Origin of the sequence: Qipengyuania sp. RANM35, from assembly GCF_041021145.2 — a bacterium.
GTDB lineage: Bacteria > Pseudomonadota > Alphaproteobacteria > Sphingomonadales > Sphingomonadaceae > Qipengyuania > Qipengyuania soli.
This window is the reverse complement of record NZ_CM196433.1, coordinates 275,787-299,391: the sequence shown is the minus strand read 5'-3', so window position 1 is coordinate 299,391 and position 23,605 is coordinate 275,787. Positions and strand designations below refer to the sequence as shown.

Here is a 23,605-nt window from a genome sequence, read left to right as displayed (position 1 = left end):
GATTCAGCCGATTGCCTACATGTGTAATCAGAACTCCCGAGATCGAAGCAGTTTCGATGGGGAGCCAATCTTTCATGCCGAATATCCGCGCCGTGTCCGTTGCTGGAATCATTGCAACGCTCATGCTCATTCCGACTGCCGTGAATGCACGCGACAAGGACGATGTCCCGGTCGCCGGCGAGAAGGACTCACCGACTGTCGGCGCACAGGTCTTCCAGCCCGACTATTTCAGTCGCTACGCACCCCGCAGCGCACTCGACATGCTGAGCCAGGTGCCCGGATTCGTCATCGACGACGGCAACAACGGGGCGCGCGGCCTGGGCCAGGCAACCGCCAATGTCCTTGTCAATGGCGAGAGGTTCTCGAGCAAGTCGGACAGCGTGCGTGATCAGTTGCGGCGCATTTCCGCGAAGGACGTGGTCCGCATCGAGATTGCCGATGGCGCCACGCTCGACATCCCGGGCCTCAACGGACAGGTCGCCAATGTCATCGTCAACACGACAGCGACCTCCGGACAATTCCGCTGGAATACAGGTTTCCGCCCCCACAATACCGAAGCGCAGCTCTACGGTGGCGAGATCTCGCTTTCGGGCAAGTCCGGCAATCTCGACTATACGGTGTCGCTCAACAACGACAACGACCGCTTCGGCGCCGACGGCCCGATCGTGATCACCAATGGCGCGGGTGACCTCATCGAGCGCCAGGACACCACCTTCTCCGGCAAGTTCGACAACCCTCGCCTGTCCACGAACTTCACCTACACCTTTGCCCCGGACACGCTGGCGCACCTCAACCTGAAATATGGCGAAGACTTCTTCTGGCGCCGCGAAACCGAACTGGCAGTGCCCGCGAGCGGACCAGTGCGCGATCGCCTCGTCCTGTCCGATGAAGACGGCCCGGCATACGAGATCGGCGGCGATTTCCAGTTCCCGCTGGGGCCGGGAAAGTTGAAGCTGATCGGCCTCGAACGTTTCGAGCGCGACAATTTCACCAGCAAACTCGTCGACAGGTTCGACGATGGCTCACCCGACACCGGGTTCCGTTTCGCCCAGAGAAATGGTTACGGCGAGCGCATCGGGCGCTTCGAATACGACTGGAACATGTTCAAGGCGGATTTCCAGCTGTCGGGCGAAGCCGCATTCAACCGGCTGGACCGGGCATCCGCGCTGTACGAACTGGATGACACGGGCACTTTCGTGGCCCTGCCCTTCCCCGCGGGAACCGGCGGAGTGACCGAGGATCGATACGAAGCGTTGCTCAGCGTGACCAAGCAGCTGAGCCCCAAGCTGACTCTCCAGGCGACGGGTGGCGCAGAGTACTCGAAGATCGAGCAGACCGGTTCACTGCCCAACTCGCGCCAGTTTACCCGCCCGAAGGGTTCGGTGTCGCTTGCCTGGAAGCCGAGCGACGATTTCGACGTGTCGGTGGAAGTGCGCCGCAAGGTCGGCCAGCTCGGCTTCGGCGACTTCCTCGCCAGCGTAAACCTCAACGACGACAATGGCAGCGGCGGGAACAACGAGTTGCAGCCCGACCAGAGCTGGAATGTCGAACTCGAGGCGAACAAGAAGTTCGGTCCTTGGGGTTCGGCCAAGCTGCAGGTCCGCCAGGCCTGGTTCGAGGATTTCGTCGATTTCTTCCCGCTCGAGAACGGCGGCGAGGCGCGCGGCAATATTGGCGACGCCAAGCGCCTTCACATCCAGTTCTCCGGGACGATCAAGTTCGATCCGATCGGCTTCAAGGGCGCACAGCTCAGCTTCGATGCGACTAAGCGCTGGATGGACGTGACCGACCCATTCGTGGGCGGGCAGCGCGAATTCTCCTACGATCTCAATTCGCAGCTGGAGCTCGATTTCCGTCACGACATTCCCGACAGCGACTGGGCCTGGGGTGCAGGCCTGTTCACCTTCAACCCCGCCGGATACTCGCGCCGATATGAGATCGGGCGTTACTGGGAAGGGCCGAGCTTTGCGTCGGTCTTCCTCGAGAACAAGGACGTTCTGGGGATGACCGCCAAGGTCCAGGTCAGCAATGTGCTCGGTGCCCGCAACAAGGGCTGGCGCACGGTCTACGATGCCGAACGGCCCGATGGCGCGGTGCTCTTCAACGAAGTTGTCGACCGTCGCATAGGCCCGATCTTCCGCTTCACGCTCAGTGGGAATTTCTAGTACGCTTGCATTGGATCGTACCCGTGGCAGGGTGGTGGTCATGAGAAGGCCTCCACCCACCACTTTCGCCCTCGCCCTTGCCCTCCTGGCTTCGCCCGCAATCGCGGCCGAAACCTATGACGCTCCTGCCGAAGCAGAGCTACAGATCGCCCGGATCAAGGCGCTCGACGATGCCGGGCCGATGCTCAACGCGGTTATCGTCTATGAACCCGAGGCCGCGAATTATGCCAATGAGGCGAGCGAGGCGGGGATGCCGCTCGACGGGCGGACTGTGCTCGTGAAGGACAACATCGAGACGATGGAATGGCCGACGACTGCCGGTTCACTTGCGCTGAAGGACAACCTCACCGGACGCGATGCCCCGCTGATCGCCAGCCTCCGGGCTGCGGGCGGCGTGGTCCTGGGCAAGACCAACCTCAGCGAGTGGGCCAATATTCGCGACAATAATTCGACCAGCGGGTGGAGCGCGGTGGGCGGACTGACCCGCAATCCGCACGCGATTGACCGCAATGCGTGCGGCTCATCCTCCGGCAGCGGCGCTGCCGTCGCTGCGGGCTTTGCCTGGGCCGCGATTGGCACCGAAACGGATGGTTCGATCACCTGCCCGGCAAGCATCAACGGCATCGTCGGCTTCAAGCCTACCGTCGGAATGGTCAGCCGGACCCACGTCGTTCCGATCAGCAGTTCGCAGGACACTGCGGGTCCCATGGCTTCTACCGTCTTTGACGCCGCGCTTCTGCTGGGAGCCATTGCAGGCAGCGATCCACTGGACGCGGCCACCGCGGAGGCGGATGCTCGCAAGACCGACTTCACGCAGGGGCTGGCCGGGGCGTCACTCGCAGGCAAGCGGATAGGGGTGCTGCGAAAGCAGGTCGGTTCGCGCGACGATATCCGCGCCCTGTTCGACAAGGCCATCGATGACATGCGCAGGGCCGGTGCGGAAATCGTCGAAATCGAAGCCGATGAACCGGGCGAACTGGGGGCGGCCGAATTCACAGTCCTGCTCTACGAATTGCGAGTGACGATGGACGCCTACCTTGCGTCGCTCCCCGACAAGAGCCTGCCAAGGACGCTGGCGGAATTGGTGGAGTTCAACAAGGTGCATGCAGACGAGGAAATGCGCTGGTTCGGCCAGTCGCTGTTCGAAATGGCTCTTCAGACGACCGACGAGGCTGCCTATCGCGAGGCGCGGGCAACTTCGCTCCGGCTGGCGGGGGAGGATGGCATCGACAAGCTGCTGCGCGATTATCGCGTCGATGTGCTGGTGGCTCCGACAGCAGGCCCGAGCTGGACCACCGATCTTGTCCTGGGCGATCATTATCCCGGCGGGATCGGTGCAGGCTCGCTCGCGGCTGTCGCGGGATACCCTCACCTGACCGTACCCATGGGCGCGGTGGAGCGTCTGCCTGTCGGGCTGAGCTTCATGGGGGCCAAATGGTCCGACCACGAAATACTCAAGCTGGGCGCTGCCTATGAGCGCGCCCGCTCGACCGAACTGGCAACTCCGTCGTTCGGGGCATGGAGCCCCTCGGACCAATAACACTACGGCCAAACGCGAAGGGGCGGCGGACCGAAGTCCACCGCCCCTCGCAATTGCTTTCCAGCCGGAAGCTTACTTCTTCGCAGCGGCCTTCTTGGCCGGAGCCTTCTTGGCGGCCGGCTTCTTCTCGGCAGCTTCCTTCTTGGCCGGGGCCTTCTTGGCGGCGGGCTTCTTCTCGTCCGCGCCCTTGGCTTCCTTCTTCGGCGCTTCCTTCTTGGCAGCAGCCTTCTTGGCCGGAGCCTTCTTCTTCGGCGCTTCGTCGGTTGCGTCTTCCTCGGCCTCGATCGCGGCTTCGAGTTCCTCGCGTGTCACTTCGCGGTCGGTGATCTCGGCCTTGTCGAAGAGGAAATCGACGACCTTGTCCTCATAGAGCGGGGCACGCAGCTGGGCGGCAGCCATCGGCTCGTTGCGGACGTATTCGATGAAGCGTTCGCGGTCTTCGGCGCGGTACTGCTGGGCAGCCTGCTGGATGAGCATGCTCATCTCGTTATTGGTGACCTCGACGCCGTTGGCCTGGCCGATTTCCGACAGCAGCAGGCCCAGGCGCACGCGACGCTCCGCGATGCGACGATATTCGTCCTTCTCGGCTTCCATTTCCTTCAGCGAGGCTTCCGGATCGTCGGAACGGGCCGCTTCCTGCTGGAGCTGGGCCCAGATCTGCTGGAATTCGGCTTCGACCATGCCTTCCGGCACGGCAAAATCATGACCGGCAGCAAGCTTGTCGAGGAGCTGGCGCTTCATCTGCGTGCGGGTGAGGCCGGCAGTTTCCTGCTCCAGCTGGCCGCGCAGGAGTTCCTTCAGCTTGTCGATGCTGTCGAGGCCGAGGTTCTTGGCAAACTCGTCGTCAGCCTTGGTTTCGTTCGGGACCTTCACCTGCTGGACCTTGATCGCGAACTGTGCGTCCTTGCCGGCGAGGTGCTCGGCCGGGTAGTCGGCGGGGAAGGTGACGGTGATGGTCTTCTCGTCGCCGGTCTTCACACCGGTCAACTGTTCCTCGAAGCCGGGGATGAACTGGCCCGAGCCGATGGTCAGCGGGGTGTTTTCCGCTGCACCACCTTCGAATTCGACACCGTCAATGCTGCCGACGAAGTCGATGATCAGCTGGTCGCCATCGGCAGCCTTCTTGGTCTTCGGCGCGTCCTTGTAGCTCTTGTTCTGGTCGGCGATGCGCTGAACGGCTTCGTCCACGGCCTCGTCCTTCACCGGAACGGTCAGGCGCTCGATCTTCAGGCCCTCGATTTCAGGGGCCTTGATTTCGGGCAGCACTTCCACCTCGACGGTCAGCGAGGCGTCCTTGCCTTCTTCGTAGCCGTCACCGAATTCGACCTTGGGCTGCATCGCGGGGCGCAGCTTGTTGTCGACCATCACCTTGTCGACCGATTCGCGGATCATGTCGTTGACGGTCTGAGCATGAAGCTGTTCGCCGTGCATCTTGCGCACGAGGTTGGCGGGTACCTTGCCGGGGCGGAAGCCGGGCATGCGCACCTGCGGGGCGATCTTCTTCACTTCGCTCGAAACGCGCTCGTCGATTTCCTTGGCCGGGATGGTGACGGTGTAGGCGCGCTTGAGGCCCTCGTTGGTGGTCTCTTTGATCTGCATGGGTGAACTCGTGACTTTCCAATACCGAAATTTGCGAAGGGCTCACATGGCGGCGGCATTGGTGCGGGCGAAGGGACTCGAACCCCCACATCTTTCGATACTGGTACCTAAAACCAGCGCGTCTACCAATTCCGCCACGCCCGCTAACCCGAACGAAGCTGCGCGAGAGGCGCCAGTCCTTCGCGTATAGGCGCGTGCCTCTAGTCGGATGCGACGCCAAGCGCAAGCATGGCGCGCCGGTGTTCGTCCAATTGAACTTGCGATGCGGCGACAGGCCGATTACGGGCGCCCTCCATGACCGAAGAGACCAAGACCGACACCCCGCCCGCACGCCTTTCGGTAAACCCGAAGAGCGAGCATTTCGACGTCGAAGTGCTGAAGCGCGGCGTCGGCATTCGCTTCAAGGGCAAGCAGCGCACGGATATCGAAGAATACTCGATTCCCGAAGGCTGGGTTCGCGTGCAGGCCGGCAAGACCATGGACCGCCATGGCAACCCGCTGACGCTCAAGCTCAGCGGCCCTGTCGAAGCCTGGTTCGAAGACCTCGGCGACAACGCGCCGGTCGCCAAGAAGGACTGACCGCCTCACAAGTGACCTACCTTGCGCCCTGCCGGAGTGGGGCGCGAACGTTCGTGCCGCTTGCAAAGAGAGCGGCGAGCCGCCACTTGGCGCCCCATCATGTTCGCCTCATCATCCTCGAAGCCCACGGTGATCATCATCGGCAGGCCGAATGTCGGCAAGTCGACGCTGTTCAACCGCCTGATCGGCAAGCGGCTCGCCCTGGTCGACGACCAGCCCGGCGTCACTCGTGACCGCCGTATCGGGGATGCGGAGATCGCGGGCCTCGAATTCCAGGTCGTCGATACCGCGGGCTGGGAGGACGAGGATCCCGATACCCTGCCCGGTCGCATGCGCAAGCAGACCGAGGTCAGCCTCGAAGGCGCCGACGCCGCGATGTTCGTCTTCGATTCGCGCGTGGGCATCACGCCTCTCGATGAAGAGATCGCGCGCTGGCTCCGCGGACAGGAAGTCCCGGTGGTACTGGTCGCCAACAAGGCCGAGGGAACCCAGGGCGATGCGGGTATCTACGAAAGTTTCTCGCTCGGCTTCGGCGAGCCCGTCGCGCTTTCCGCAGAACATGGCGAGGGCGTGGCCGATCTGTTCGATCATCTTTGGCCCATCATCGGCGCCAAGGCCGAAGCTGCCGAGGCCGAAGCCGAAGCTGCTGACGCCGAGGACGGCGAGGATGCACCCGCAGGCCCGCTCAAGCTCGCCATCGTCGGACGACCCAATGCGGGCAAGTCCACGCTGATCAACCGCCTGCTGGGCGAGGATCGCCTCCTTACCGGCCCCGAGGCCGGGATCACCCGTGATTCGATCGCGGTCGACTGGGAATGGACCGACCCGCGATCCGGCGAAACGCGCGAGATCCGCCTCATCGACACCGCCGGAATGCGCAAGAAGGCGCAGGTCGTCGAGAAACTGGAGAAGCTGTCGGTCGCCGATGCCCGCCGCGCGATCGATTTCGCCGAGGTCGTCGTGCTGCTGCTCGACGCCACGCGAGGGCTCGAACACCAGGACCTCAAGATTGCCAGCATGGTTCTCGAAGAGGGCCGCGCCCTCATGATCGCCATCAACAAATGGGACGTGGCAGAGGATGCCTCGGCTCTCTTCAATGGTGTACGCGCTGCGCTCGATGAAGGCCTCGCGCAGGTTCGCGGCCTTCCGCTGATCGCCGTCAGTGCCAAGACCGGCAAGGGCCTCGACCAATTGCTTTGCGCGGCTTTCGACCTGCGCGAAGCATGGAGCCGCCGCGTACCGACCGCTGCGCTCAACCGCTGGTTCGACGATGCGCTGGAAGCCAATCCCCCGCCCGCGCCAAAGGGCAAGCGGATCAAGCTGCGCTACATCACCCAGGCCAGCACGCGCCCGCCGCGCTTCGTGGTATTCGGCACCCGTCTCGACATGCTCCCCAAGAGCTACGAGCGCTATCTCGTGAACGGCATCCGCTCGAAGCTCGGGTTCGAGGCTGTGCCTGTGCGGGTGGTCCTCAAGAGTCCGAAAAACCCGTACCAGAAGGACTGAGCCCATGTTGCTCGACCTTTTAGCGTCTACCCCGGCCAGTGCGATCCTCGAGCGCACGAGTTCGACGGCTCAGGTGCAGCATGTCGTCCAGCTGAGCCTTGCTCCGGCCTTCCTTCTTGCCGCCATCGGCGCGGTGATGAACGTGATGACCAATCGCCTGATCTGGGTCGCAAACAAGATCGAGAAGATCATGGCTGCCGACGAGGAAGGCCGTGCGGGCATCCTGCTGGAGGAACTGCCCGCCCTTGAGAAGCGGCGCATCTATGCCCAGCGCGCGGTCATGCTCAGCACAGCGGCAGCACTCACCATCAGCATCGTCATCGTACTGCTGTTCGTCAGCGCCTTTGTTCGCACCCCGCTCGGTACACTCGTGGCCTTGAGCTGGATCGTCACCATGGCATTTCTCGTTGCAGGTCTCGCGTCCTTCCTGATGGAGACGAGAACTGCCGCAAAACGTAACCGCGAGCGAATGAAGCGTGTGATGCACAACGGCTGAGCGCATTCCACGCGCATTTCCCCGCTCAATTGACGTTACGGAAAGGCCGGGAGGAAAGCTGTTATACAGGGTTCACATTGATCGTCTCATCTGCGCTCAGGCAGAGAAGGAGATGCTTCATGGGCCGCATCCTATTGTCCATCACGGGCGAGCGTGAAGAAACGCTCGAACTCGAAGTGCTCGACGAAGCCACGGCACTACTCGTGGCGGATATCAACGTCGTGCATGGCAATGCCGAATTGTGGGACGGTGACCGACGGATCGCGCGCCTGACCAAGCACGGCGGCACACATGGCACCTTTTGGGAAATCGCAGGACCCTAGCGGGCTACCGGCGCAAGGGGAAAATCCGCCAGTAGGTCAGGCAGCGCCACAGCCACTCGAGCGGTCCATAGCGGTACCTCTCGAGCCAAGGCTTCGACCAGCCGAGCATGGCAACCCAGACTGCCAGGACCATCGCGAAAAGCGCCAGACGGTGCATCGAACCGAACAGGCCGAGACCCCAGGCCGGGAAAATCGCCAGCATGATGATCGAAGTCCCGAGGTAATTGCTGAACGCCATCCGTCCTGCTGCCACGAAACGCTGCCCCAGCCACCCCTGCGTAGCCTTGGGAGACCAGACGACAAGCAGTGCCGCAAGGCCAAGCGTGAACAGGAGGCGCGGAATCATGAACAGGCCCTGGAACACGAAGAAGGTCAGGAAGAAGGGGAAACCGGAAGCATAGGCCCATATGCCGAGCCCCGCCGAGATGGCGGCACCTGAACCCAGCCCCACCCAACCCCACAGCCGCATTTCCGACCGATCGAGTTCGCCGCTGAAAAAGCCGAAGCGGTAAAGCCCCATTCCCATAAGGATCAGGCCAATGGTTTCGAAGAGGCCGAAACCGATGCCGACGAGGTTCTGGCCCGTTTCTTCGACAACCTGGTGGCGGACTGCCGCGGGATAGTCGCTCTTCCTGACCAGCGTAATGTCCTCGGACACCTCCTTGAGGATTTCGGGAACGGCGTTCCGCATTCTCTCCTTCTGCTTCTCCGAAAGGCGCTTCTCCGCCACTGCCGGATGGGTGGCGAGATAGTATTGCGAACCGATCATCCCGAACATGGCGAGGGTGCCGAGCCCGTAGAGCGACAGGCCGACGAGGAACTGCGTCTTCGCCCGCCACTTCATGCACAACAGAGCGACCATGCCCCATACCGCGTAGGTCTGCAGGATGTCGCCGAACCAGATCAGATAGTAATGGATCATGCCGAAGAGCAGCAGCCAGACGAGGCGCCGGAACTGCAGCCCGCGCCCTGAACCCTTGGCCCAGGCCTTCTCGACGAAAAGCATCATCCCCGCCCCGAACAGTAGGGTGAATAGTCCGCGCATCTTGTGGTCGATGAGTACGTACTGGATGAGCCAGACAATGCGGTCCCCCTCGGTCGGTCCACCCGGCATGGCGCCTGGCCAGACATAGACCATGAACGGGTGCGCGAAGGCTGTAATATTGGCAAAAAGGATGCCGAGGACGGCGATGCCACGGATGAAGTCGAGGCTTACCAGCCGGTCATCACCCAGCGTTGCACTCGGCTGAACTGGCACATTCGCGACATCCGCCGTCATCTGGTCGATCGATTCTGCCATTACCCATCCCCACCGTGTTCTATCCCACTAACACACGGCATTGGATTGCCAAGTCAGGAACCGACCAACGGTCGAAGGATGCGGACAAACTGCGCGCAGACTACTGCGTTACAAGGCAGTCCTGACCGCTACGCTTGAGCGACGCGCACGCGGCTGCGGCTTCATCGCGTGTTGCATATCCGCCTACGAGCAACTTCGTCAGGCGTCCGGCGGGTTCCTTGACCTTCTGGCGCCCGGCAACTTCGCTGCGAGACGCAAGTTTGTCCCACAGCTTGTCGGCATTCCCCGGAACGCCGAAGGCACCCAACTGGATCTTCCAGCTGCCAGATGCACGCGATGGGGCTTGGGCGATCGCGGCGGGTGGCGGTGATACTTTCGGCGGTGTCACGACGGCTTCTGGAGCTGTCCTTGCCGGAGCCGGAGGTTCTGCCCGTGCCACAATTGTCGCCTTGGGATCGCCTGGCGATCGTGTCGGATAGTCGACGCCGGGTTTGCTCGAAGAGGGAGGCGTCGGCAGGTTGCGCGGCGCGGCCGTTTCGCTTGCCAGGGCAAGGTCGACGGCCGCCAGCTCTCTGGCTCGCGTCGCCTCCGCCTTGGCCTTGATCTCGGCAGCAAGCGTCTGGGCCGCCTGTCGATCCGCGAGCGGAATGAATTCGTCCATTTGCGCCAGGGCACCTCGTGCCTGGGGTAGACCGGTGGAATTGGCGAGCGAAGTCAATGCATAGGCTCGGCGCCAGTCCTTCTCCACCAGATCGCCGTTGAAATAGGCGATGCCGAGCAGATACTGCGCCCGCGGATCACCGCGCATCGCAGCGCCTTCGATATAGGGCATCGCCTTCTCTCGCTCGCCCTTCTGGAACAATATCAGTCCGTAATTGTCCGCCGCCTTGATATGCCCCTGCGCGGCCGCACGAGCATAAAGCGCTTCCGCCTGGGCCTGGTCGGCATCGACACCGCGGCCGAGGCGGTAGGCCTGGGCAAGGTTGAACTGCGCGTCAGGGTCGCCCTGTTCGGCAGGACCGACCCATTCGCGCACTGCCATGGCGTAGTCACCACGACTCCAGGCATCGACACCCGCCTTGACGTCGGCAATCGCGGGCACAGCAACAGCGAACATCGCCACTCCCGCCACCAGCACAACTGCCTGTTTCATCACGCGAACCATCGACCCAATCCCTCCAATAGGCGCGGCCAACCTGCGCCCGGTGACGCATCCTATAGTAAACTCACGGTTAGCAAAGCCTTGCGCCTCCAGCGGCCGGACCCCGGCGATGCAAAGTGTCGGCAAGTTAACTCTAAATTAGGGGTAGTCTGCGATTTCCCATCGGGAGAGCCGCAAATGGTCGCGGCAGACGTATGACACAGGCGCAAACCAGGGGGACAAGCCTTGCGTGTACTGGCACTGGCATCACAGAAGGGCGGATCGGGTAAAACCACGCTCTCCGGACATCTAGCCGTTCAGGCCCAGCGCGCAGGCGCCGGCCCGGTCGTGCTCATCGACATCGACCCCCAGGGTTCGCTGGCCGACTGGTGGAACGAGCGTGAGGCGGAATACCCTGCCTTCGCCCAGACCACGGTGGCCCGCCTGGCGAACGACCTCAACGTCCTGCGCCAGCAGGGTTTCAAGCTGGCCGTAATCGACACGCCGCCGGCGATCACCATGGCAATCCAGTCGGTGATTTCGGTCGCCGAACTGATCGTGGTCCCGACTCGTCCCAGCCCGCACGACCTGCGCGCCGTCGGTGCCACTGTCGACCTGTGCGAACGCGCCGGCAAACCGCTGGTCTTCGTAGTCAATGCCGCGACGCCCAAGGCGAAGATCACTTCGGAAGCCGCCGTCGCGCTGTCGCAACATGGCACGGTCGCCCCGATCACCCTGCACCACCGCACCGATTTCGCTGCCTCGATGATCGATGGCCGCACGGTGATGGAAGTCGACCCCGAAAGCCGCTCGGCCGCCGAGGTCACCGCGCTGTGGAAGTACATCGCCGACCGCCTGGAAAAGAACTTCCGTCGCACGGTTTTCGCCGCGCCGAACTCGCAGTCGGCGCTTCCCGGTGCTCATCGCCCCTCGGGTGGCTTCGGCCGCCGGGTGGCACAGTAAGAACGGAAAGGCGGAGACTGCCGGATGTCTGACGCCAATTTCGCCTCGCTCTCTCCCACTCTCCTTGCCCGCAAGGGTGGCGCCAAGCCAGCCATGCGCCCGCAGTCGGGAATTCCCGGCCCGGTCGATGGCGCCGCAGCGGCTGCCAACCTTGAAGACCTCGGCTGGAACGACATGGGAGATGATGCAGGTCACGACGGCAAGGTCGTGCAGCTAGCTCCGCAGGCCGCGAACGAAAGCGGTGCGCCCAACCAGGTGCGCCAGTCGCTCGATCGCATCGCTGCGCATATGGAACGCCCGGTCGCGGAAGACCGTCCGGTCGTGCGCCAGGCTGCATCAAGCCGCGGCAAGCGCGCAGCCTTCACGCTGCGTCTCGACCACCAACGCCACCTCCAGCTGCGCCTTGCCTGCACCGTCCGCGGTCGCAGCGCCCAGCAGCTGGTCACCGACGCACTTGATGCCCTGCTCGCGGAAATGCCGGAAATCGCCAGCCTCGCCGCGCAGGTCCAGGGCAAAGAGAAGTAAACCGAAGACGATGTGGGATCGCCTCCAGGGGGATTTGAAATGAGCACCGAGACGAATGCCAAGACCCGCCGGCTCGTACAGCTTGCCGTTACCACGGCACTGGCGACGACCGCGCTGAGCGCTTGCACCGGCAAGGTCGCGCCGTCGCACAATTATTCGGCCGCGCAGGCCGAAACTGCTCTGGCCAAAGGCAAGACGAGCAAGGCGATTACCCACGCCGAAGCCGCCGTTCTCGCCAGCCCGCGCGACGCCTATACCCGCACCCTGCTGGCAAACGCCTATCTGGAAGCAGGCCGCTTCCAGTCGGCAGCCACGACCTTTGCTGAAGCAATCGAACTCGGTGACAACGCGCCGCGCACCGTCATCAGCTATACGCTGGCCCTCACGGCCATCGGTGACCAAGCAGGCGCCCTCGAAACACTTCGTGTCCACCAGTCGGAAATCGATCCGGCGGACTTCGGGCTCGCGCTCGCACTTGCCGGTGAACCGGGCCAGGGTGTGCACATCCTCCTCAACACGCTTCGTGGCGGCCAGAACACGGTCAAGGTTCGCCAGAACCTCGCCTATGCCTACGCCCTGTCGGGTTCGTGGACCGAAGCGCGCCTGATCGCCGCCAACGACGTTCCGGGCGACGAACTCAACGACCGCATGGCCAGCTGGGCATCGATGGCCCGCCCCGAGCTCTACACGGCTCGTGTCGCGAGCCTCCTCGGTGTGGAAGCCAAGGAAGATCCGGGCCAGCCTGCGATGCTCGCGCTTTCGAACCACCAGAGCGTCGAGCAGCTGGCACAGGAATCGGCTGATACGGTCGAAACCGCTCCGCAGAGCGATTTCGCCCTTGCTTCCGAACTGCCCGCAGTCGACCAGCAGGCGAGCGTCGACGACAGCGCTGACGCAGCCCTCGCGGAAGCAGGCATCTCGAACGACTTCGACCACAGCTTTGCGCAAGCCGAGACGATCCAGCCGCTCCCGGCAACCTACACGCCGGCGGCCAAGAAGGCAGAAGTCTCACTGGTAGCCGCACCGCGCAAGGCGCAGGAGTCTGCTCCCTTCGCCTCGCATGCGTTGGCCTCGGGCGATTACAATATCCAGCTCGGCTCGTATTTCTCGATGTCCGATGCGCAGGCAGCGTGGAAGGTATTCCAGAAGCGCTATCCCGAACTGTCGGGTGCCGAAAAGGTCATCACCAAGGCCCGCGTCAACGGCAAGATCTACTACCGCGTTGCCGCCGCCGGCTACGCCAAGGCTTCGGCACAGTCGATGTGCCGCACGGTCAAGAGCAAGGGCGAAGGTTGCATTGCCTACGCCGCAACCAATCCACTTCCCGGCGCACTTGCAGTGGTCGGGGACGAAGTGCGGGTCGCAGCGCGGTAACATTCGCGCACTCCATCCAGCCTTCGTAGCCCCGTCCGGAGCAATCCGGGCGGGGCTTTTTCAATGGCTGTGTAGTCACAGGGTAATCGGCACGCCACCCTTATAGAGCGCGCTGACGCGGCCTTGCGTAGGCTGACCATCGAACGGCGTATTACCGGCGGTAGCCTCCATCCTCGCGCTCTGGATGATCCACGGCTTGTCCGGGTCGATGATGGCGATGTCTGCCTCGTGTCCCCCGGCAATGGCTCCTGCCTCTACTCCCAGGAGTGCAGCGGGATTGCGCGCGAGCAGTTCGAACGCCCTGCCAATGTCGATCACGCCGTCGCGGACAAGCGTCAGCGTCATTGCCAGCAACGTCTCGGCTCCCGCCATGCCCGGCTCCGCATCGGCGAAGGGCAGACGCTTGTCCTCGGGCCCGCGCGGGTCGTGGCCGCTGGCGATGACGTCGATCGTCCCATCGGCAATGGCCTCGCGCACTGCCTGCCGGTCCGCTTCGCTGCGTAGCGGCGGCGAGAGGCGGGCAAAGGTACGGAAGTCGACCGTCGCGAGGTCGGAGAGCATGAAGTGTGCCGGAGTGACGCCGCAAGTGACGCGCTGGCCCGCGTCCTTGGCCTGCCGAACCAGGTCCAACCCGGCTCGCGTCGTGACCTGCCGGAAATGCAGCTTGGTACCAGCCATTCGGGCAAGAGAAATATCGCGTGCGATGGCGATCGCTTCGGCTTCGGCCGGCGCGCTCGGCAAACCGCGACGGGTGGCAACCTCCCCGGCAGTCGCGACGGCGCTACCCACCAGCGCCGCATCCTCGGCGTGAGAGACAACGATCATGTCCAGCATCGCCGCATACTGCAGCAAGCGCAGCATTGCGCCCGAGTCCGCTATCCACTGGCGTCCCGTTGCGATCCCGCGAGCCCCGGCCTCGCGCATGAGGGCGATTTCGGCGATCTCGCGCCCCTCGAGCCCGCGCGTCGCCGCGGCGAGAGGGTGGATCCAGAAGTCGGGCTTGCCGCTCTTGGCGATGTAGGAAACCCGGCTAGGAAGGTCGAGCGGCGGCGACTGGTCGGGCATCAACGCCGCGCGGGTAATCCCGCCGAAGTGAAAGGCGGGCTTGTCGATTGCGAACACACCGAAGTCGATCAGTCCCGGGGCGATAAGCTTGCCGCCCACCTCGACTATCTCGTCCCCGTCGCAAGGCGCTTCAGCGCCTGCTGAAGCGATGATTCCATTGGCAAGGCGGAGCGTGCCGTCGATGATTCCCTTCGGCGTGACGATCCGGCCATTGGTAATCGCGATGGGGCGCTGTTGCTTCATGCCGCGTCTCCCCATCCTGCAACGCCTCTCGCGCGGCGCGTCAGCACGTCGAGTGCGGCCATGCGGATTGCGACGCCCATCTCGACCTGGCGAGTGATGATCGACCGATCGATCAGATCGGCAACCTCGCTGTCAATCTCGACCCCGCGGTTCATCGGCCCAGGGTGCATGACCAGCGCATCGGGCTTCGCATTGGCGAGTCGCTTCTTAGTCAGACCGTAAAGGTGATGATATTCGCGCGCCGAGGGGATGAACTGGCCGCTCATCCGTTCGGTCTGCAGGCGCAACATCATTGCAACGTCGGCGTCATCGAGCGCAGCCTCGAAGTCATGGTAGACCTCCGCTCCCATCGCCTCGATCCCCGATGGCATCAGCGCTGGCGGTGCACAGAGCCGGACCGTCGCCCCGAGCGCCTGCAGGCACAGCAGGTTGGAACGCGCGACGCGGCTGTGCAGGATGTCGCCGCAAATCACGATCTTGAGGCCGGTGAAGTCGTCGGCTGCTTCGCCCCTGTCACGCAGGGCATGGCGCAGGGCCAGCGCATCGAGCAGCGCCTGTGTCGGGTGTTCGTGCTGCCCATCGCCGGCGTTGAGGACCGGGCAATCGACCTTGTCGGCTATCAGCTGCGTCGCCCCGCTCGATCCATGCCGGATGACGATGGCGTCGGCGTGCATGGCGTTGAGCGTGATCGCCGTGTCGATCAGCGTCTCGCCCTTCTTCACGCTCGACTGCGCCGCATGCATGTTGACGACGTCCGCCCCCAGGCGCTTGCCCGCGATCTCGAAGCTCAGCAGCGTGCGGGTCGAATTCTCGAAGAAGGCATTGATGATGGTCAGGCCAGCCAGCAGGTCCTCGTGCTTGGTCGCCTGCCGGTTAAGCGCAACCCATTGTTCTGCCTCGTCGAGCAGGAACAGGATTTCGTGCCGTTCCAACTGGCCGATGCCAATCAGGTCGCGGTGCGGGAATGCCAGCGCGCCCGCAGGATAGCGGGCCGCATGCGGCGAAGTTTCCATCGATGCCATTGAAGCCACGCCCTTAGTCGAGCCTGATGGGTCTCTCAAGCGCTTTCCGGTGGCGAAGTTTCTTCGCCTTCCCTAGCTAGGACGCAACAGGAGAATATCTCGATGCATTTTGCGGGTCGTGTCTGGCGCTTGCTGGTCGGTATCAAGGACGCGCTGGTCCTCATTTTCATGCTGCTGTTCTTTGCCGCATTGTTCGCGATCCTCGCCGCACGGCCGAGCCCCGCCGCGGTTCGCGATGGCGCGCTCCTGCTCGAACTCGACGGCGTGGTGGTGGAAGAGCGGGCCGAGATAGATCCGATCGCAGCGCTGCTCGCATCGGAAGCACCAACCACGGAGTACCAGACGCGCGACATTGTCCGGGCACTCGATGCCGCGGCAAAGGACGAGCGGATCTCCGCCGTCGTTCTCGATCTCGACCGGTTCCTCGGCGGGGGTCAGGTCCACCTGCAAGAAATCGGCGGAGCGCTCGACCGGGTACGTGCAGCGGACAAGCCTGTCCTCGCCTTCGCTACGGCCTATGCCGACGATGCCATGCTGCTGGCGGCGCATGCGTCGGAAATCTGGGTCGACCCGCTTGGCGGTGCGGTCATCGCCGGGCCTGGAGGCCAGCGGCAGTACTACGCCGGCCTTCTCGAGAAGTTGAAGGTCAAGGCGCGTGTCTACAAGGTCGGCGAATACAAGAGCGCGGTTGAGCCCTACACCCGCTCGGACATGTCGGATGCGGCGCGCGAGAACTACAGCGCACTTTATGGGGCGCTATGGGAAGAGTATCAGGCGGCGATCAAGAAGGCGCGGCCGGCAGCCAATATCGCGAAGGTCACCACCGATCCCGTCGGGTGGGTTGCGGCGGCCAAGGGCGATCTTGCCACAGCAGCGCTGCAGGCCGGCCTCGTCGACAAACTCGGCACGCGCGCCGATTTCGAGAAGCGCGTGGTCGAACTGGTCGGTGAAGACGACTGGAGCGATCTTCCGGGTGCTTATCCGGCCACCCCGCTCGACGCCTGGATCGAAGACAATCCAGCCCCTTCCAAGGGCAAGCCAATCGGGGTCGTGACCATCGCAGGTGAAATCGTCGATGGAGACGCCGGTCCCGGCACGGCAGGTGGCGAACGCATTGCCGAATTGCTCGACGATGCGCTGTCGCAGGATCTCGCGGGCCTCGTCGTACGCGTGGATTCACCGGGTGGTTCGGTCCTGGCATCCGAACAGATCCGCAATGCCATCCTGCGCCACAAGGCCAAGGGCATCCCAGTGGCGGTTTCCATGGCCAATCTCGCTGCAAGCGGCGGCTATTGGGTGTCGACCCCGGCAGACCGCATTTTCGCCGAGCCGGAGACTATCACCGGCTCGATCGGTATCTTCGCGGTCATTCCGACTTTCGAGGAGACCGCGGCTAGCCTGGGCGTAAATTCAGATGGTGTGCGCACTACTCCGCTCTCCGGCCAGCCTGACATCGTGGGTGGATTAACCCCTGAAGTGGACGCCCTGCTGCAGGCCACTATCGAGAACGGCTACGAGGATTTCCTCGAGCGGGTTGGCGGGTCGCGTAAATTGACCCGCGACCAGGTCGACCGGATCGGACAGGGCCGTGTCTGGGATGGCGGTACAGCCCGCCAGATCAACCTCGTGGACCAATATGGCGGCATCGACGATGCGTTGGAGTGGGTCGCGAAACAGGCCAAACTGGGCAGCAACTGGCACGCCGAATACCTCGGCAGCGCGCTTCCGAACTATGATAGCCTCTTGCGGCGTTGGCTAATCGACGATGCGGGCACGGGCAGGCGACAGGATGTTGTCGCGCTTTTCGCACGGCGCGAGAATGCTCTCGTTTCGAGAATGCAGGGCGATCTCAATCGCCTTCTCAAGGTGCAGGGGATGCAGGCCTATTGCCTCGAGTGCGAACCCGTCTCGCAGGCGAGGACTTCCGCCAAGCTGGAGGTCAACTGGCTCGCCAGGTTTGCGGCAGCACTACTCGACTAGGCAGGCGCTTGCCTTGGCGCGATTCGCCGCGTAAAGGCCCGCCCCTGCCCCGATGGCACGGCTATCGAAGCATCGAACGGGCGGGCGCGTAGCTCAGCGGTAGAGCACACCCTTCACACGGGTGGGGTCACAGGTTCAATCCCTGTCGCGCCCACCATCCGCCCCGCCGAGGCGGGTGGATGGGACCTCGCGAACTATCGGTTCATGCGGCTTGGCGCGGCGAAATGTCCGGGTCTGCGGTCGTGGTCGCGGACTTGGCCGCCTTCTCACGCTCGTTCTTCTCAATGAGCCTCTTGGCGACATAGCCGCCAGCCCCCAGTGCGATCATCGCGGGAAGGCTCATACGGCGCAGGACGGTTGCCGCGACGACGCCGAGTGCTGCGCCGCCGGCTCCACCGACTGCGCTGGTCTGCTTGGCGAGTTTGTCGCCGACGAATGCTCCGATAATCTTGCCGAACATTTGAAAGTCTCCTTTGGAGATCAAACCGTTTCGGGCTGCCGGGGTTCCGGGAAAGGCTCAGGCGATTGGGGCTATTCCCGACTGCAAAAGGCGATTTGCTGCTGCAGCAACCTCGGCCGCATCCGGATCGCCCTCGCGCGCCCAGATCGCATAACGAAGGCCGAGGAAGACGTTCATGCCCATCAGCGCCCAAGCTTCGGGTGTTCCGAGGCCCTCGCGTAGTTCGCCACCCTTGCCGCCAGCCCGAAGGCGATCCTCGATGCGCGAGCCGATGGTCTCATAGTGAGCGCGATAGCTTTCGGCATCGACGAATTCTGCCTCGTCGATGATCCGGTAAAGCGCCTTGTTTTCGGCAGCGAAGCGCAGGAATGCCTCCAGGGCCGCTCGCTCCACTTCCAGTGCGTCCATGCCAGGCACCAGCGCGTTTCGCGCTGCGGCACCAACCGCCTCGCTCATGTCCTTCACCAGCGCGCGGAAGATCGCATCCTTGCTGTCGTAATAGGTGTAGAAGCTTCCCAGTGCGACGCCTGCCCGCCGCGTGATCCCGCTGATCGAGGCTTCGTGGAAGCCGTGATCGGCAAATTCGCGGGCCGCAGCATCCAGCAGCTTGCGCAAGGTCTTGCGACCGCGCTCGGTGCGCGGGGCCTTGTCCGCAATGCTCGTTTCAGCCGCCATCGACATCCCCCGTTACCGGAGCGTTCGTAAGCCGGAACTTGGATCCTCGCAAGATGAACTTGAAAGGTGGTTCAGGTTTCATTATTGGCTGGCGGATAAGACAATCCGGGAGGGAGAATTCCGAATCATGCTTACGCAACGAAACCTCATCGCCTGCCTTCTCGCAGGCGCCGCCACTGCCGCTTTCATCTCGACCCCGGCCAGCGCGCAGGACGTCGGCGACGCCGCCGCGACCACCGCGAGCGAGGATGAGGCCGGGAGCGTCATTGTCGTGACCGCGCGCCGGCGAGAGGAAAGCATCATCGATGTGCCCCTGTCGGTCACCGCGCTTTCTGGCGAGGATATGGAGCTCAAGGGCACGACCGACCTGACCCAGATCGGCCAGGAGGTGCCCAACCTGACCCTCGAAGTCAGCCGTGGCACCAATACGACCCTTACCGCCTTCATTCGCGGCGTCGGACAGCAGGACCCTGTCGCAGGGTTCGAGGCCGGCGTGGGTCTCTATGTCGACGACGTTTATCTCAACCGCCCCCAGGCAGCCGTTCTCGACGTCTACGATGTGGAACGCATCGAGGTGCTGCGCGGCCCGCAGGGTACACTTTACGGCCGCAACACTATCGGCGGCGCGATCAAATACGTCACCGCTGCCCTGCCCGACGAGACCCAGGTCAAGGTCAAGGCAACCTATGGTTCCTACAATCAGGCTGATCTGATCCTCACGGCCTCGACACCCGTCAGCGACAGCTTCAAGATTGGCGCGTCGGTGGCACGCCTTTCGCGCGGAGGGTTCGGAGACAACCTCACCCAACCCGGCGTCGAGAACTACAACAAGGACGTCTGGGCGGGTCGCGGAACGATCGAGTTCGACAATGGTCCGCTCTTCATCCGCCTGTCGGGCGATTATGTGAAGGACAACTCCGACCCCCGGCAGGGCCATCGCCTATTGCGGGGAGCCTTCACCGGTGCTCCCGTCCTCGACAATGTCTACGATACACGCGCCGGCCTCAATGTCGTCGAACAGGAGGTCGAGGCCTATGGCGGGGGCCTCACCGTCGCCTATGATCTGAGCGACACGCTGACGCTCAAGTCGATCACCGGATATCGCAAGGACAAGTCCACGACGCCAATCGACTTCGACAGCCTGCCGGCTGCGGACCTCGACGTTCCGGCGATCTACCGCAACAAGCAGTTCAGCGAGGAACTGCAGCTTCTTGTCGAAGGTGACAGGCTGTCGGGCGTTCTCGGCGCATATTACCTCGACGCCAACGCCTTCACTGCCTTCGACGTGGCGCTGTTCACCACCGGCGCATTGCCCGCGGTGGGACTTCCCGGCCTGAATGCCCAGACGCTCGGCGATGTCGACACCAAGACCTGGTCGATCTTTGGCGATTTCACCTACGACCTTACCGATCAGCTGAGCCTCTCGCTCGGTGGTCGCTACACTTGGGACAAGCGTAGCAGCCGCATTCTGCGCACCACCTTCATCGGCGGCTTTTCCGACCTGTTCCCGCCGTCGACCGCGATTCCGATCGCCGTCACCAGCGACTTCGAAGGCAGTGCGACGTTCAAGGAATTTACCCCGCGCGCATCGCTGGCCTTCAAGCCGGACGACAACAACACGCTCTATTTCACCTATTCCAAGGGCTTCAAGGGCGGCGGCTTCGACCCGCGCGGCCAGTCGACTGCGGCACCCGACCTCGATGGCGATGGCGATCGAGATTATGCGGACAGGTACGAGTTCCTGAGCTTCGCTCCCGAAAAGGTCGACAGCTACGAAATCGGCTGGAAGGCATCCCTGCTCGACAACCGGCTCTTCATCAGCATGGCCGCCTTCAAGGGCGACTACACCGATGTCCAGATTCCCGGCTCGGTGGGCTTCGATACCAACAATGACGGCGTCAACGACAGCTTCATCGGTATCACCTCGAACGCGGGCGATGCCGACGTCAACGGCTTCGAGTTCGAGGGCCGTGCTCTGGTAGGCAAGGATTTCGCAGGTCCAGGCAGCCGCTTCGCCTTCAACTGGGCCCTCGGCTACCTCGATGCCAAGTACAACACCTTCATCGACGCCTTCGGCAATGATGTCGCTGACCAGCGGGTGTTCCAGAACACTCCGGACATTACCGTGAATGCCGGTTTCGACCTCGGCCTGCCGGTCGCGAACGGCATTGTCGACTTCATCGGATCGGTCTCCATGCGCTCGGATTCGAGCCAGTTCGAAGTGCCCGGCCCACTCGACCAGGATGGCTTCGAACTGGTCGATGCCAGCATCGTCTACACCGACGACAGCGACCGCTGGTCGATCGGCGTTCACGGCAAGAACCTCTTCGACCAGCGCTACATCGTCGCAGGGTACGACTTCGTGACTGCTACGCGTCTCGGCCTCGAAGGGAACCTTACCGGTTTCTACGGTGATCCCCGCCGGTTTTACGTCACGGGCCAGTTCAAGTTCTGACCTCTCCCCAGGGCTTGATATGCGAGGGCCGGGCTTCGACCCGGCCCTCTTCGCATCTGCTACCCTCTGGCCATTCGCGTGACGGCAGGGCATAGCGCGCCGCCATGCACGACATCGCCTTTATCCGCACGAATCCCGAAGCCTTCGATGCCGCTCTCGCCCGCCGCGGGGCAGAGCCGGTCGCGGCGCGAATCCTCGAACTCGACGCTGCGAAGAGGGAAGCCGCTACCAAGGTCCAACAGGCGCAGGGCCGCCGCAACGACGCGTCCAAGGCCATCGGTCAGGCGATGGGCCAGGGCAACAAGGACAAGGCCGAGGCACTGAAGGCCGAAGTGGCCGAGATCAAGGCCGCGATGCCCGAATGGGAAGAGGCCGAAAAGGCTGCGGATGAAGCGCTTCGTTCGCTGCTCGAACAGCTGCCGAACACCCCGGCGTCCGATGTGCCCGATGGCGCGGACGAGAACGACAATGTCGAAGTCCACCAGTGGGGCACAAAGCGCGAGTTCAACTTCGAACCGAAGGAGCACGCCGACCTCGGTCCGGCGCTGGGCATGGAGTTCGAAACCGGCGCCAAGCTGTCGGGCGCGCGCTTCACTTTCCTGCGCGGCGACATGGCGCACCTTCATCGCGCGCTCGCCCAGTTCATGCTCGACAAGCAGACGCGCGATAACGGCTACACCGAATGCAACCCGCCAGTACTGGTCAATGACGACGCGATGTACGGCACCGACAAACTGCCGAAGTTTGCCGAGGACAGCTTCCGGACGACCGATGGCCGCTGGCTGATCCCAACTTCGGAAGTGCCCCTCACCGCTTCGGTCGCGGGCGAGATCCTGCCCGACCTTGCCGAGCCGATCCGCATGACCGCGCATACGCTGTGCTTCCGCTCCGAAGCGGGCGCGGCGGGACGCGATACGCGCGGCTTCATCCGCCAGCACCAGTTCGAAAAGGTCGAACTGGTCAGCGTATGCCGTCCGGAAGACAGCGAGGCCGAACATGAGCGCATGACCAAATGCGCCGAGAGCATCCTCGAGGCGCTCGACCTGCCCTATCGCCGCGTGCTGCTGTGCACCGGCGACATGGGCTTCGGCGCGCGCAAGACCTACGACCTTGAAGTTTGGCTGCCCGGCCAGGGCGCATGGCGCGAAATCTCTTCGTGTTCGAACACGGGAGATTTCCAGGCGCGCCGGATGAATGCGCGCTACCGCCCCGAAGGCGAAAAGAAGACCGCCTTCGTCCACACATTGAACGGCTCGGGTCTCGCTGTGGGACGCACGCTGGTCGCAGTGATGGAGAACTATCAGCAGGCCGACGGCAGCGTCAGCGTGCCCGACGTGCTCGCCCCCTACATGGGCGGCGTCACCACACTGGAGCCCAAGGCCTGATGCGCATCCTCCTCACCAATGACGACGGCATCCGCGCTTCCGGCCTTGCGGTCCTGGAGGGCATCGCGCGCCAGTTCAGCGACGACATCTGGATCTGCGCCCCGGACGAGGAGCAGTCGGGCATGGGCCACGCCCTCACGCTGACCAAGCCGGTCCGGCTGCGCCAGCATGACGAGCGGCGCTTTTCGGTCACCGGCACGCCGACCGATGCGGTGACCATGGGCCTGCGCAAGGTCGTCCCCGGACCGCCCGACCTGATCCTGTCCGGCGTCAATCGCGGCGCGAACCTCGCCGACGACATCACCTATTCGGGCACCGTCTCCGCCGCGATCGAGGGCGCGCTGGCGGGCGTCCGTTCGATTGCCCTGAGCCAGGTCTATGCCCGCGAGGGCATGGGCGAGGACGTGCCTTTCGGCGCGGCCATCGAATGGGGCGCGAAGGTTCTGGCTCCGCTGCTCACCACGCCGCTTCCGAAGCGCACACTCGTCAATGTGAACTTCCCGCCGCTTCCCGCGTCGGAGGTGAAGGGTATCCGCGCCGTGCGGCAAGGATTCCACGATTATTCGCGCGGCACGGTGGTCGAAGGCCGCGATCCGCGCGGCTTCAAATATTACTGGTTCGGGCTCGATTCCATCGAGCACACACTCGACCATGGCACCGACCTCGAAGCAATCGATGAAGGCTATATCTCGGTGACCCCGCTCCAGCTCGATCTCACCCACCACGCCTCGCTCGGCGCGCTCGCGGACCGCTACGAGCCCTAGCGCCATTCGCCCAAGGGCGTTGACCCTGCGGCAGTTTCTGTCGAA

Annotated in this window: 20 protein-coding genes and 2 tRNA genes; 14 read left to right on the top strand and 8 right to left on the bottom strand. The window is 63.4% G+C overall.

The window, feature by feature from the left end:
* Positions 1–74: 74 nt before the first annotated feature.
* Both RAM60_RS01470 and RAM60_RS01465 read left to right on the top strand, forming a co-directional pair.
* Positions 75–2,165 carry a TonB-dependent receptor plug domain-containing protein gene (locus RAM60_RS01470; protein WP_369025876.1) on the top strand — a complete coding sequence of 697 codons (2,091 nt, stop codon included), beginning with the start codon at positions 75–77 and terminating at the stop codon, positions 2,163–2,165.
* Between the two features lie 40 nt (positions 2,166–2,205).
* Positions 2,206–3,705 (top strand): amidase, encoded by a 1,500-nt coding sequence (locus RAM60_RS01465; protein ID WP_369025877.1) that lies wholly within the window; start codon positions 2,206–2,208, stop codon positions 3,703–3,705.
* A gap of 72 nt (positions 3,706–3,777) precedes the next feature.
* Here the strand turns inward: RAM60_RS01465 and tig are convergent, their stop codons facing one another.
* On the bottom strand, positions 3,778–5,304 hold the full coding sequence (tig, locus tag RAM60_RS01460; protein ID WP_369025878.1) for a trigger factor: 1,527 nt from the start codon (positions 5,302–5,304) through the stop codon (positions 3,778–3,780).
* Between the two features lie 59 nt (positions 5,305–5,363).
* Positions 5,364–5,448, bottom strand: a tRNA-Leu gene (locus tag RAM60_RS01455).
* A gap of 150 nt (positions 5,449–5,598) precedes the next feature.
* Between RAM60_RS01455 and RAM60_RS01450 the strand changes: the two genes are divergently transcribed.
* The 4 genes from RAM60_RS01450 to RAM60_RS01435 all read left to right on the top strand — a co-directional run bounded on the left by RAM60_RS01450 (position 5,599) and on the right by RAM60_RS01435 (position 8,208).
* Positions 5,599–5,883, top strand: a complete 285-nt coding sequence (locus RAM60_RS01450) for a DUF3297 family protein (protein ID WP_369025879.1) — start codon at positions 5,599–5,601, stop codon at positions 5,881–5,883.
* Positions 5,884–5,982: 99 nt separating this feature from the next.
* Positions 5,983–7,389: a ribosome biogenesis GTPase Der gene (gene der, locus RAM60_RS01445; protein WP_200982491.1), complete on the top strand. Its 1,407-nt coding sequence runs from the start codon at positions 5,983–5,985 to the stop codon at positions 7,387–7,389.
* Positions 7,390–7,393: 4 nt separating this feature from the next.
* Positions 7,394–7,885 (top strand): DUF2721 domain-containing protein, encoded by a 492-nt coding sequence (locus tag RAM60_RS01440; RefSeq protein WP_200982489.1) that lies wholly within the window; start codon positions 7,394–7,396, stop codon positions 7,883–7,885.
* 119 nt (positions 7,886–8,004) lie between these two features.
* On the top strand, positions 8,005–8,208 hold the full coding sequence (locus tag RAM60_RS01435; protein WP_200982487.1) for a hypothetical protein: 204 nt from the start codon (positions 8,005–8,007) through the stop codon (positions 8,206–8,208).
* Positions 8,209–8,212: 4 nt separating this feature from the next.
* Here the strand turns inward: RAM60_RS01435 and RAM60_RS01430 are convergent, their stop codons facing one another.
* Together RAM60_RS01430 and RAM60_RS01425 are read right to left on the bottom strand one after the other, a co-directional pair.
* Positions 8,213–9,508, bottom strand: a complete 1,296-nt coding sequence (locus RAM60_RS01430) for a DUF418 domain-containing protein (RefSeq protein ID WP_369025880.1) — start codon at positions 9,506–9,508, stop codon at positions 8,213–8,215.
* 100 nt (positions 9,509–9,608) lie between these two features.
* On the bottom strand, positions 9,609–10,661 hold the full coding sequence (locus RAM60_RS01425) for an SPOR domain-containing protein (RefSeq protein ID WP_369025881.1): 1,053 nt from the start codon (positions 10,659–10,661) through the stop codon (positions 9,609–9,611).
* A gap of 234 nt (positions 10,662–10,895) precedes the next feature.
* Here RAM60_RS01425 and RAM60_RS01420 point away from each other — a divergent pair, with 234 nt between their 5' ends.
* The 3 genes from RAM60_RS01420 to RAM60_RS01410 are packed head-to-tail and all read left to right on the top strand — an operon-like array spanning position 10,896 to position 13,511.
* Complete coding sequence (locus RAM60_RS01420; RefSeq protein ID WP_200982485.1) at positions 10,896–11,612, top strand: AAA family ATPase; 717 nt, start codon at positions 10,896–10,898, stop codon at positions 11,610–11,612.
* A 24-nt stretch (positions 11,613–11,636) separates the two neighbouring features.
* Positions 11,637–12,137 carry a hypothetical protein gene (locus RAM60_RS01415; RefSeq protein ID WP_369025882.1) on the top strand — a complete coding sequence of 167 codons (501 nt, stop codon included), beginning with the start codon at positions 11,637–11,639 and terminating at the stop codon, positions 12,135–12,137.
* Between the two features lie 39 nt (positions 12,138–12,176).
* Positions 12,177–13,511: a tetratricopeptide repeat protein gene (locus RAM60_RS01410; RefSeq protein WP_369025883.1), complete on the top strand. Its 1,335-nt coding sequence runs from the start codon at positions 12,177–12,179 to the stop codon at positions 13,509–13,511.
* Between the two features lie 75 nt (positions 13,512–13,586).
* Here the strand turns inward: RAM60_RS01410 and RAM60_RS01405 are convergent, their stop codons facing one another.
* Complete coding sequence (locus tag RAM60_RS01405; RefSeq protein WP_369025884.1) at positions 13,587–14,819, bottom strand: dihydroorotase; 1,233 nt, start codon at positions 14,817–14,819, stop codon at positions 13,587–13,589.
* Positions 14,816–15,841, bottom strand: coding sequence for an aspartate carbamoyltransferase catalytic subunit (locus RAM60_RS01400; protein ID WP_369025885.1), 1,026 nt, complete (start codon positions 15,839–15,841; stop codon positions 14,816–14,818). The genes RAM60_RS01405 and RAM60_RS01400 overlap by 4 nt, the downstream gene beginning before the upstream one ends.
* A gap of 102 nt (positions 15,842–15,943) precedes the next feature.
* Between RAM60_RS01400 and sppA the strand changes: the two genes are divergently transcribed.
* Together sppA and RAM60_RS01390 are read left to right on the top strand one after the other, a co-directional pair.
* A complete protein-coding gene (gene sppA, locus RAM60_RS01395) occupies positions 15,944–17,821 on the top strand; it encodes a signal peptide peptidase SppA (RefSeq protein WP_369025886.1) in 1,878 nt (625 codons plus the stop codon).
* An 82-nt stretch (positions 17,822–17,903) separates the two neighbouring features.
* A tRNA-Val gene (locus tag RAM60_RS01390) sits at positions 17,904–17,978 on the top strand.
* A 45-nt stretch (positions 17,979–18,023) separates the two neighbouring features.
* Here RAM60_RS01390 and RAM60_RS01385 read toward each other — a convergent pair.
* Together RAM60_RS01385 and RAM60_RS01380 are read right to left on the bottom strand one after the other, a co-directional pair.
* Positions 18,024–18,281 carry a hypothetical protein gene (locus RAM60_RS01385; protein WP_369025887.1) on the bottom strand — a complete coding sequence of 86 codons (258 nt, stop codon included), beginning with the start codon at positions 18,279–18,281 and terminating at the stop codon, positions 18,024–18,026.
* A 57-nt stretch (positions 18,282–18,338) separates the two neighbouring features.
* Positions 18,339–18,956, bottom strand: coding sequence for a TetR/AcrR family transcriptional regulator (locus RAM60_RS01380; protein ID WP_425504502.1), 618 nt, complete (start codon positions 18,954–18,956; stop codon positions 18,339–18,341).
* Between the two features lie 127 nt (positions 18,957–19,083).
* Between RAM60_RS01380 and RAM60_RS01375 the strand changes: the two genes are divergently transcribed.
* The 3 genes from RAM60_RS01375 to surE all read left to right on the top strand — a co-directional run bounded on the left by RAM60_RS01375 (position 19,084) and on the right by surE (position 23,560).
* A complete protein-coding gene (locus tag RAM60_RS01375) occupies positions 19,084–21,411 on the top strand; it encodes a TonB-dependent receptor (RefSeq protein WP_369025888.1) in 2,328 nt (775 codons plus the stop codon).
* Positions 21,412–21,515: 104 nt separating this feature from the next.
* The gene (gene serS, locus RAM60_RS01370) at positions 21,516–22,796 is read left to right on the top strand and encodes a serine--tRNA ligase (protein WP_369025889.1); all 1,281 of its coding nucleotides are present in this window, start codon (positions 21,516–21,518) and stop codon (positions 22,794–22,796) included.
* Complete coding sequence (gene surE, locus RAM60_RS01365; RefSeq protein ID WP_369025890.1) at positions 22,796–23,560, top strand: 5'/3'-nucleotidase SurE; 765 nt, start codon at positions 22,796–22,798, stop codon at positions 23,558–23,560. Before serS ends, surE begins: the two co-directional genes overlap by 1 nt.
* The last annotated feature ends 45 nt before the right edge of the window (positions 23,561–23,605 follow it).

Excerpts from the sequence above, each read along its gene's own strand:
- sppA (WP_369025886.1), top strand. The coding sequence starts at position 15,944 with ATGCATTTTGCGGGTCGTGTCTGGCGCTTGCTGGTCGGTATCAAGGAC.
- RAM60_RS01430 (WP_369025880.1), bottom strand. The coding sequence starts at position 9,508 with ATGGCAGAATCGATCGACCAGATGACGGCGGATGTCGCGAATGTGCCA.
- RAM60_RS01415 (WP_369025882.1), top strand. The coding sequence starts at position 11,637 with ATGTCTGACGCCAATTTCGCCTCGCTCTCTCCCACTCTCCTTGCCCGC.
- RAM60_RS01410 (WP_369025883.1), top strand. The coding sequence starts at position 12,177 with ATGAGCACCGAGACGAATGCCAAGACCCGCCGGCTCGTACAGCTTGCC.
- RAM60_RS01470 (WP_369025876.1), top strand. The coding sequence starts at position 75 with ATGCCGAATATCCGCGCCGTGTCCGTTGCTGGAATCATTGCAACGCTC.
- RAM60_RS01380 (WP_425504502.1), bottom strand. The coding sequence starts at position 18,956 with ATGGCGGCTGAAACGAGCATTGCGGACAAGGCCCCGCGCACCGAGCGC.
- RAM60_RS01375 (WP_369025888.1), top strand. The coding sequence starts at position 19,084 with ATGCTTACGCAACGAAACCTCATCGCCTGCCTTCTCGCAGGCGCCGCC.
- serS (WP_369025889.1), top strand. The coding sequence starts at position 21,516 with ATGCACGACATCGCCTTTATCCGCACGAATCCCGAAGCCTTCGATGCC.
- RAM60_RS01405 (WP_369025884.1), bottom strand. The coding sequence starts at position 14,819 with ATGAAGCAACAGCGCCCCATCGCGATTACCAATGGCCGGATCGTCACG.
- tig (WP_369025878.1), bottom strand. The coding sequence starts at position 5,304 with ATGCAGATCAAAGAGACCACCAACGAGGGCCTCAAGCGCGCCTACACC.
- RAM60_RS01465 (WP_369025877.1), top strand. The coding sequence starts at position 2,206 with ATGAGAAGGCCTCCACCCACCACTTTCGCCCTCGCCCTTGCCCTCCTG.
- RAM60_RS01400 (WP_369025885.1), bottom strand. The coding sequence starts at position 15,841 with ATGGCATCGATGGAAACTTCGCCGCATGCGGCCCGCTATCCTGCGGGC.
- RAM60_RS01435 (WP_200982487.1), top strand. The coding sequence starts at position 8,005 with ATGGGCCGCATCCTATTGTCCATCACGGGCGAGCGTGAAGAAACGCTC.
- RAM60_RS01440 (WP_200982489.1), top strand. The coding sequence starts at position 7,394 with ATGTTGCTCGACCTTTTAGCGTCTACCCCGGCCAGTGCGATCCTCGAG.
- der (WP_200982491.1), top strand. The coding sequence starts at position 5,983 with ATGTTCGCCTCATCATCCTCGAAGCCCACGGTGATCATCATCGGCAGG.
- RAM60_RS01385 (WP_369025887.1), bottom strand. The coding sequence starts at position 18,281 with ATGTTCGGCAAGATTATCGGAGCATTCGTCGGCGACAAACTCGCCAAG.
- RAM60_RS01425 (WP_369025881.1), bottom strand. The coding sequence starts at position 10,661 with ATGAAACAGGCAGTTGTGCTGGTGGCGGGAGTGGCGATGTTCGCTGTT.
- RAM60_RS01450 (WP_369025879.1), top strand. The coding sequence starts at position 5,599 with ATGACCGAAGAGACCAAGACCGACACCCCGCCCGCACGCCTTTCGGTA.
- surE (WP_369025890.1), top strand. The coding sequence starts at position 22,796 with ATGCGCATCCTCCTCACCAATGACGACGGCATCCGCGCTTCCGGCCTT.